The organism is Flavobacterium sp., from assembly GCF_044338735.1.
GTDB lineage: Bacteria > Bacteroidota > Bacteroidia > Flavobacteriales > Flavobacteriaceae > Flavobacterium.
Map to the genome: position 1 here is coordinate 1 of NZ_JBIIWV010000091.1, position 8,609 is coordinate 8,609.

Genomic DNA, 8,609 nt, shown 5'->3' on the forward strand with positions numbered 1-8,609 from the left:
GTAGTTAAACTTTTTTTGTTAAATTTGCAGAGATTTGAGGTAACTAATAATTACCCACCTCAGATAATTTATTTTTTATGAAACAAGAAATAAAAGCCTATAATAACGTGTTGGAATTAATTGGTAACACACCATTAATTAAATTGAGTAAAGTAGCTGCTTCATTATCAGGTAGTTTCTATGCTAAGGTTGAAGCCTTTAATCCAGGACATTCTACAAAAGATCGTATTGCATTATATATTATTGAAGAAGCTGAAAAAAAAGGCATTTTAAAACCAGGTGATACTATTATTGAAACTACTTCTGGAAATACAGGATTTAGTTTAGCAATGGTAAGTATTATTAAAGGATATGATTGCATTTTAGCGGTTAGTTCTAAATCTTCAAAAGATAAAATTGACATGTTACGTTCTATGGGTGCAAAGGTATATGTTTGTCCTGCAAATGTTTCAGCCGATGATGAACGCTCTTATTATAATGTTGCAAAAAGATTACACGAAGAAACAAAAGGGTCTGTTTATATTAATCAATATTTTAATGAATTAAATGTAGATGCCCATTATTATTCTACTGGTCCTGAAATTTGGGAACAAACTGGCGGACAAATTACACATCTTGTAGCGTGCAGTGGAACAGGAGGAACTATCTCAGGAACGGCTCGCTTTTTAAAAGAAAAAAATCCAAATATTAGAATTTTAGGTGTTGATGCTTTTGGTTCGGTTTTAAAGAAATATCACGAAACTAAAGAGTTTGACAACGATGAAATTTATCCATACCGAATAGAAGGTTTAGGAAAAAATTTAATTCCAACCGCTACTGATTTTGATATTATTGATAAATTCATCAAAGTTTCTGATGAAGATAGTGCGCACACCGCAAGAGAAATTGTTAAGAAAGAAGGATTGTTTGTAGGATATACTTCAGGAGCTGCGTTTCAAGCGGTAAAACAATTTGCTGAAGAAGGAGAATTTGATCCCAATAGTAAAGTGGTGATTATTTTTCCAGACCACGGCTCTCGTTATATGAGTAAAGTATTTAGCGATGAATGGATGAACGAGCAAGGTTTCTTTGATAGTGTGAACAGTGAAGAAGCGTTAAAAATAGAAATTATCAAGTAATTTGATTATAAATACAAAAAAATCCTGAGTGAAAGCTCAGGATTTTTTTATTTAATTCGAAGAAGAATTACTCAGCACTTTCTTGCATCGTATGATATACGTTCATTACGTCATCGTCTTCTTCAATTTTTTCTAATAGTTTTTCAACATCAGCTACTTGATCTGGTGTTAATTCTTTAGTTATTTGAGGTATTCTTTCAAATCCTGAAGATAATATTTCTAAACCACGTGTTTCTAATTCTTTTTGGATGGTTCCAAAGCTTTCAAAAGGAGCGTACATTAAAATTCCGTCTTCATCTGCAAAGATTTCTTCCACGCCAAAATCAATCATTTCTAATTCGAGTTCTTCCACATCTTGTCCTTCAGCTGGAATTCTAAAATTACACGTATGATCAAACATAAATTCTACCGAACCTTGTGTTCCAAAAGTTCCATTACATTTGTTGAAATAACTTCTAATGTTTGCAACGGTTCTATTGTTATTATCGGTTGCCGTTTCAATTAAAACAGCAATACCGTGTGGAGCATATCCTTCAAACAAAACTTCTTTATAATTCGCCGTGTCTTTATCAGATGCTTTTTTAATAGCACGTTCCACATTATCTTTAGGCATATTTGCCGCCTTAGCATTTTGAATAACGGCACGTAAACGTGAGTTGGTCTCAGTATTTGGTCCGCCTTCTTTTACGGCCATTACAATATCTTTTCCTATTCTAGTAAACGTTTTTGCCATTGCTGACCAACGTTTCATTTTACGGGCTTTTCTAAATTCAAACGCTCTTCCCATTTATTTTTGGTTTAAAGTTTAACTTTGCTTTGTTCGGCTTTGCCTCGAGTCAAATTTCAGGTTGCAAAAATAAAATAATTTACTTTATTTAAGAACACTTGAGTTATAATTTAAGCAAATCTTTTTAATTTGTTTTTATCAACAAGGGTTATTTTTTTTCCAGTCAATAAGATGTAACCACTTTTGTTAAGTTCAGATAGTAATCGGATGCAGCTTTCTGTTGCGGTTCCAATCATTCCAGCTAATTCTTCACGAGATAATTGAATGTGTAGTGAACCATCTTCATTTTTTCCGAAAGTATCTTCTAAATAAATTAGGGTTTCTACCATGCGCTGACGGACTGTTTTTTGTGCCATATTGACCATATGATCCCCAGCCTCTTTTAAATCATCACAAATGGTGCGCATTACATTCATAGAAAACTGATTATTTTCTGTAAAAAAATGAATAATTTCACTTTTAGGAATAAAACAAACTTCCATATCTTCAAGCGCAACAGCACTTAGATTTGCAGGTTCGTCACTAATCATTGAACGCTGTCCTAACAATTCACCAGGTTTAACCAATTTTACAATTTGATCTTTGCCATTATCACTGAGTTTTGATAATTTGCAAACACCTTCTTTAACGCAGTATATACCATTGGTCACTTCGCCTTCTTCAAAAATAGGCTCTCCTTTTTTTATTGTAAATGAAGTCTTGCATTCTGCCATTCGAAGTAATTCCTCCTTATTCAACGCTTTAAGAGAACTAAATTGTCTAACGATACATTGCTCACATTTACTCATAAATAATTAGTATTTAATGAAACATCAAAATTACAAAATTGTATGACAATTATCATATTTTGTTTGTGTTTTATAAAAGAACTTTGTTGCAGGTAAAATGAGCAAATTATGGACACAGAAAATTGTTTCCATTGTGGTATTGAAATTTATAAAAACGAAGAAATCTTTTATGATGACAAGAAATTTTGTTGTAATGGTTGTAAAACTGTATACGAAATTTTCAGTCAGCATGATTTAACGTGTTATTATGATTTTCAGTCGGCACCAGGTGCTACTCCACAAGACATACAAGGAAAGTATGATTTTTTAGACAATGAAGAAATTGTTACAAAATTACTTGAATTTGAAGAGAATGGAGCTCATATTGTTTCACTCTACATTCCTCATATACACTGTAGTTCGTGTATTTGGATTTTGGAAAATCTACAAAAACTTCAATCAGGAATAAATACCTCTCAGGTTAATTTTGGAGAAAAGAAAGTTCGAATAACTTATAATCCAGCACTGACAAGCTTGAAAGAAATTGTTTATTTACTTAGTTCAATTGGATATGAACCCTATATTAGTTTAGAAAACTTTGACGAAAGCAAAAAGAAAGTTGATCGCAGTTTGATTTATAAAATTGGAGTTGCTTTTTTCTGTTTTGGAAACATCATGTTGTTATCATTTCCGGAGTATTTTGAAGTAAAAGAATTTTGGATTGACCAATACAGAGGCTTTTTTCGATGGTTAATTTTTGGATTATCATTGCCTACCTTTATTTATTCAGCTTCTGGATATTATGTTTCGGCTTGGAAAAGTATAAGGTCAAAATTATTAAATATTGATATTCCAATTGCTTTAGGAATCGTGGTCATGTTCATTAGAAGTACGGTTGATATTATTTTTGGCTATGGTCAAGGTTTTTTTGACAGTATGGCCGGATTGATTTTCTTCATGCTTTTAGGAAAGCTATTCCAACAAAAAACGTATGATTTTCTTTCATTTGAACGCGATTATAAATCTTATTTTCCCATTGCCATAACTAAAATTTTATCTGATGGTTCAGAAGAATCTGTTCAGGTTTATGATATTGAAAAAGGGGATAGGCTGTTAATTCGAAATCAAGAATTAATTCCAGTTGATGGTATTTTAATTTCTGAAAAGGCGGCCATCGACTATAGTTTTGTTACGGGAGAAGCAGTTCAAATTGAGAAAAATTCTGGTGATAAAATTTTTGCCGGCGGAAAACAGTTAGGAAAAATAATCGAAATGGAAGTTCTTTTTTCGGTTTCCCAAAGTTACTTAACCCAATTGTGGAGTAATGATGTTTTTCAAAAACGTGTAGAGCAACAACATAAATCAATTACAGATCGCATCAGTAGATATTTTACTCCCGCCTTATTAGCATTAGCATTTTTATCCTTTGGATATTGGATATTCATTGATATTGCAACTGCTTTTAATGTATTTACAGCAATATTAATAGTTGCTTGTCCTTGTGCTTTAGCATTAACTGCACCTTTTACTTTGGGAAATGTATTACGAATTTTAGGCAACCGAAAAATCTATTTGAAAAACGCATTGGTAGTAGAACAATTAGCTAAAGTTGATACTATTGTTTTCGATAAAACAGGAACAATTACAACCAATAAGAAGACGGCAATTACTTATGAAGGAACCAAATTTACTCCTTATGAGTTACAATTATTAAAGAATGTTTTACGAGGTTCAAATCATCCGTTAAGTAGAAGATTGTACGAATATATTCCAAAACAAGAAAAGCTTGAGCCTTCAAGTTTTGAAGAAATTATTGGAAAAGGAATTTTCGCAGAAATTGATGGAAATACTATAAAACTAGGTTCGTCTCAATTTTTAAAAACGATGACCGAAAATACCCATAAAAAAACCAAAGTACATGTTGAAATTAATAACGATTATAAAGGAAGTTATGTTTTTAATAACCAATATAGAACTGGTTTAGAACAATTATTTGGGCAATTATCAAAAAAATATAATTTAATTGTGTTGTCAGGTGATAACGATGGGGAACTACCAATACTTAAGAAAATGTTACCTGCTTCAACTACCTTAATTTTTAATCAAAAACCAGAACAAAAATTGCAATATATTGATCAATTACAAAAAGAGGGCAAAAATGTAATGATGATTGGCGACGGATTAAATGATGCGGGTGCATTGGCTCAAAGCAACGTGGGTATTTCTATTTCAGAAAATGTCAATGTGTTTTCGCCAGCTTGTGATGGAATACTAGACGCTAGTCAATTTGATAAAATAAATTTTCTGATGCGTTATTCAAAAAATGCCTTGATCACAATTTATATGAGTTTTGGTTTGTCTTTACTCTATAATCTAATTGGATTGAGTTTTGCAATTACAGGTGCTTTAGATCCTATAATAGCTGCAATAATTATGCCTTTGAGTACAATTACAATTGTGAGCTTTGTAACAATTATGACAAATCTTTTCGCAAAAAAATAAGTAATCAAAAAAAATATGAGATATGATAAATATCATATTATTTCAAATCGTGCAAAATTAACTTTGTTAAATTAAAATCAAGGTATGAGTGTCATTTATTTATTAATCACAATTAGTATCATCGTTGCTGTACTTTTTTTGGGTGCTTTTATCAAAGCAGTTAAAAGTGGTCAGTATGATGATGACTATACTCCATCGGTTCGAATGTTATTTGACGATGAGCTAGTAAAAGAAAAACCAAACAAAATAATACAAACAGAAAAACAAAAAACAATTTAATTATGGACAAACAACAATTTTATTATGACAACAAAATTGTAAGGAATTTCCTCTACGCCAGCATCGTTTTCGGTGTAGTTGGAATGTTAGTAGGGCTTTTTTTAGCATTATTGTTTTTGTTTCCTAATTTAACAAGCGGTATATCGTTTTTAAGTTTTGGAAGATTGAGACCTTTACACACCAATGCAGTAATTTTTGCCTTTGTTGGTAATGCTATGTTTGCAGGAGTTTATTACTCTATGCAAAGATTATTGAAAACAAGAATGTTGAGTGACTTTTTGAGTAAAGTTCACTTTTGGGGGTGGCAATTAATCATAGTAGCAGCAGCCATTTCATTACCTCTTGGATATTCGACTTCAAAAGAATATGCAGAATTAGAATGGCCTATTGATATTGCCATTGCATTGATTTGGGTAGTTTTTGGTATCAATATGATAGGAACTATTATCAAAAGAAGAGAGCGTCATATTTATGTAGCGATTTGGTTTTATATTGCAACATTTGTAACTGTAGCCGTGCTTCATATTTTCAATAGTTTAGAGTTACCCGTATCTGCATTAAAATCATATTCAATTTATGCTGGTGTTCAAGACGCATTAGTACAATGGTGGTACGGTCATAATGCAGTAGCTTTTTTCTTAACTACTCCATTTTTAGGAATGATGTACTACTTTGTACCAAAAGTTGCAAATCGTCCTGTTTACTCTTATAGATTGTCAATTATTCACTTTTGGTCATTAATCTTTATTTATATTTGGGCTGGTCCTCACCATTTATTATACACAGCGTTACCAGATTGGGCTCAAAATCTTGGGGTTGTTTTCTCTGTAATGTTGATTGCACCATCTTGGGGAGGTATGATAAATGGTTTATTAACGTTGAGAGGTGTTTGGGATAAGGTGCGTACCGATGCAGTATTAAAATTCTTTGTAGTTGCAATTACAGGTTATGGTATGGCTACTTTTGAAGGACCAATGTTATCATTGAAAAACGTAAATGCTATTGCTCACTATACGGACTGGATTATTGCTCACGTTCACGTGGGTGCATTAGCATGGAATGGTTTCTTATCATTTGGTATGATTTATTGGTTAATACCAAGGATGACCAAAACAAAATTATTTTCTGAAAAATTAGCTAATTTCCATTTCTGGATTGGTACACTAGGTATTATTTTATACTCACTTCCAATGTATGTTGCAGGCTTTACACAAGCTTCTATGTGGAAACAATTCAAATCAGATGGTGGCGCTTTACAATATGGAAATTTCCTTGAAACAGTTACCGAATTAATGCCAATGTATTGGATGCGTGCTATTGGAGGTACTTTATACTTAACAGGAGTTATTGTATTAGTTTACAACATCATCAGAACAGTTAAACAAGGCGCTTCAGTAGAAGATGAATTGGCAGAAGCTCCTGCATTAGCTGTAATTTCATCCAGTAGATTAAAAGGTGAAAAATTACACTCTTGGTTAGAAAGAAAGCCAGTACAATTTATGTTGTTAACTACAGTTGCAATTTTAATTGGTGGTTTGATTCAAATTTTACCAACCCTATTAATAAAATCAAATATTCCAGTAATTTCATCTGTTAAACCTTATACCCCCTTAGAATTACAAGGTAGAGATTTATACATAAAAGAAGGTTGCGTGGGTTGTCACTCTCAAATGATTCGCCCCTTCCGTTCAGAAGTAGAGCGTTATGGAGACTATTCTAAAGCAGGTGAATTTGTTTATGATCATCCATTTTTATGGGGTTCTAAACGTACTGGACCCGATTTAGCTAGGGAAGGAGTAACTGGAAAACCTTTTAACGGAGGTAGATCAGATGATTGGCATTTTAACCACATGTATAATCCACAAGGATTAAATGAAAAATCAATCATGCCAAGATACCAATGGATGATTAAAAATGAACTTGATAATTCAACGATTCAGGATAAAATGAAAGCTATGGTAACTCTGGGTGTTCCATATACAGAAACACAAATTAATGATGCAATGAAAAATATTGATACTCAAGCATCTAAAATTGAATCGAATTTGATGAAAAACTCAGAGATTAAAAAAGCATTTGAAAAAGAAACAGCTTCTCCTTTGAAAAACAGAGAAATTGTAGCACTTATTGCCTACTTACAACGATTAGGAACTGATACACAAATTAAAAATAAAACGAACTAGTCATGCTAAAATTTGTAAAACATAATTTAGAAACAATTGCTGGAGTAGAAATTTATCCTATTATTTCGTTGACTATTTTCTTTACTGCTTTTATATTATTTACAGTATGGGCAATGACCTACAGCAAAGAAAAAATCAAAGAAATAAGTGAACTTCCTTTAAATGATTAATAATAATTATTTGTTTCAAAAAAAAAAATAATCTTTATATGAAAAAATTAATTCCATCATACGTAAGAGTTCCATTATTGTTTGCATTTGTTTTTGCAGCATTGGAATATTTTATTGACTCAGGAAATAAACCAGCTTTTATAAAGTTTCCAATGGTAGCTTTATTTTTAGGAGTTTTCCTGTTTCTATTAATTGCAATTGAAATTGTAGTAAGCGCGGTTGATAAAGTGACCTATCATTTGTTAACAGACGAACAGAAAAAACAATTAGAAGACGCTCAAACCGTTTCTTTTTTTGAAAGTAAATGGTATCAGAATGTGTTGAATAAATTAACAAGTTCAAAAGATATTGAGCAAGAATCTGACGTTATGTTAGATCACGATTATGACGGTATCAAAGAATTGGATAACGTATTACCTCCATGGTGGGTGTATTTATTCTATGGTACAATTTTATTTGCATTAATATATTTAGTTCGTTTCCATGTGGTTGGTGATTACAATCAAGCACAAGAATTTAAATATGAAGTCGAATTAGCTGCTTTAGAAAATGTTAAAAACGCAACAGCAACTCCAGATGATATGAATATTGATAAAGTGACCCTTTTAACCGATGCTACAAGTTTAGCAAAAGGAAAAGAAATCTTTATAAATGCTTGTGCAGCTTGTCATAAAGTAGACGGAGGAGGACTAGTAGGACCAAACTTAATAGATAAAAATTGGATCAATGGAGGTGGAATCAAAAATGTCTTCAAATTAATTTCTGAAGGAAGTAAAAATAATGCCACTATGGTAGCATGGAAT

General features: G+C 32.0%; 8 protein-coding genes. 6 read left to right on the forward strand and 2 right to left on the reverse strand.

What is annotated here, in order from left to right; translation table 11 throughout:
- Window positions 1-77 precede the first annotated feature (77 nt).
- Entirely contained in the window at window positions 78-1,118 is a 1,041-nt protein-coding gene (locus tag ACIQZC_RS07050) for a PLP-dependent cysteine synthase family protein (protein WP_396138529.1), read from the forward strand.
- 67 nt (window positions 1,119-1,185) lie between these two features.
- Here ACIQZC_RS07050 and ACIQZC_RS07055 read toward each other — a convergent pair whose 3' ends face one another.
- Together ACIQZC_RS07055 and ACIQZC_RS07060 are read right to left on the reverse strand one after the other, a co-directional pair.
- Entirely contained in the window at window positions 1,186-1,905 is a 720-nt protein-coding gene (locus ACIQZC_RS07055; protein ID WP_396138530.1) for a YebC/PmpR family DNA-binding transcriptional regulator, read from the reverse strand.
- A 110-nt stretch (window positions 1,906-2,015) separates the two neighbouring features.
- Entirely contained in the window at window positions 2,016-2,693 is a 678-nt protein-coding gene (locus tag ACIQZC_RS07060; protein WP_396138531.1) for a Crp/Fnr family transcriptional regulator, read from the reverse strand.
- Between the two features lie 108 nt (window positions 2,694-2,801).
- Here ACIQZC_RS07060 and ACIQZC_RS07065 point away from each other — a divergent pair, with 108 nt between their 5' ends.
- From ACIQZC_RS07065 to ACIQZC_RS07085, 5 genes are all read left to right on the forward strand, one after another.
- Window positions 2,802-5,174 carry a heavy metal translocating P-type ATPase gene (locus ACIQZC_RS07065; protein WP_396138532.1) on the forward strand — a complete coding sequence of 791 codons (2,373 nt, stop codon included), beginning with the start codon at window positions 2,802-2,804 and terminating at the stop codon, window positions 5,172-5,174.
- Between the two features lie 84 nt (window positions 5,175-5,258).
- Complete coding sequence (gene ccoS / locus ACIQZC_RS07070) at window positions 5,259-5,453, forward strand: cbb3-type cytochrome oxidase assembly protein CcoS (RefSeq protein WP_396138533.1); 195 nt, start codon at window positions 5,259-5,261, stop codon at window positions 5,451-5,453.
- Between the two features lie 2 nt (window positions 5,454-5,455).
- Window positions 5,456-7,636: a cytochrome-c oxidase, cbb3-type subunit I gene (gene ccoN, locus ACIQZC_RS07075; protein ID WP_396138534.1), complete on the forward strand. Its 2,181-nt coding sequence runs from the start codon at window positions 5,456-5,458 to the stop codon at window positions 7,634-7,636.
- 2 nt (window positions 7,637-7,638) lie between these two features.
- Window positions 7,639-7,806 carry a CcoQ/FixQ family Cbb3-type cytochrome c oxidase assembly chaperone gene (locus tag ACIQZC_RS07080; RefSeq protein WP_396138535.1) on the forward strand — a complete coding sequence of 56 codons (168 nt, stop codon included), beginning with the start codon at window positions 7,639-7,641 and terminating at the stop codon, window positions 7,804-7,806.
- Window positions 7,807-7,844: 38 nt separating this feature from the next.
- Window positions 7,845-8,609 (forward strand): cbb3-type cytochrome c oxidase N-terminal domain-containing protein (locus tag ACIQZC_RS07085; RefSeq protein WP_396138536.1); only part of this gene is annotated, 765 nt, incomplete at its 3' end.

Bases quoted from the DNA above. Each gene is read 5' to 3' on its own strand.
- ACIQZC_RS07050 (WP_396138529.1), top strand. From the start codon at position 78: ATGAAACAAGAAATAAAAGCCTATAATAACGTGTTGGAATTAATTGGT.
- ACIQZC_RS07055 (WP_396138530.1), bottom strand. From the start codon at position 1,905: ATGGGAAGAGCGTTTGAATTTAGAAAAGCCCGTAAAATGAAACGTTGG.
- ACIQZC_RS07060 (WP_396138531.1), bottom strand. From the start codon at position 2,693: ATGAGTAAATGTGAGCAATGTATCGTTAGACAATTTAGTTCTCTTAAA.
- ACIQZC_RS07065 (WP_396138532.1), top strand. From the start codon at position 2,802: ATGGACACAGAAAATTGTTTCCATTGTGGTATTGAAATTTATAAAAAC.
- ccoS (WP_396138533.1), top strand. From the start codon at position 5,259: ATGAGTGTCATTTATTTATTAATCACAATTAGTATCATCGTTGCTGTA.
- ccoN (WP_396138534.1), top strand. From the start codon at position 5,456: ATGGACAAACAACAATTTTATTATGACAACAAAATTGTAAGGAATTTC.
- ACIQZC_RS07080 (WP_396138535.1), top strand. From the start codon at position 7,639: ATGCTAAAATTTGTAAAACATAATTTAGAAACAATTGCTGGAGTAGAA.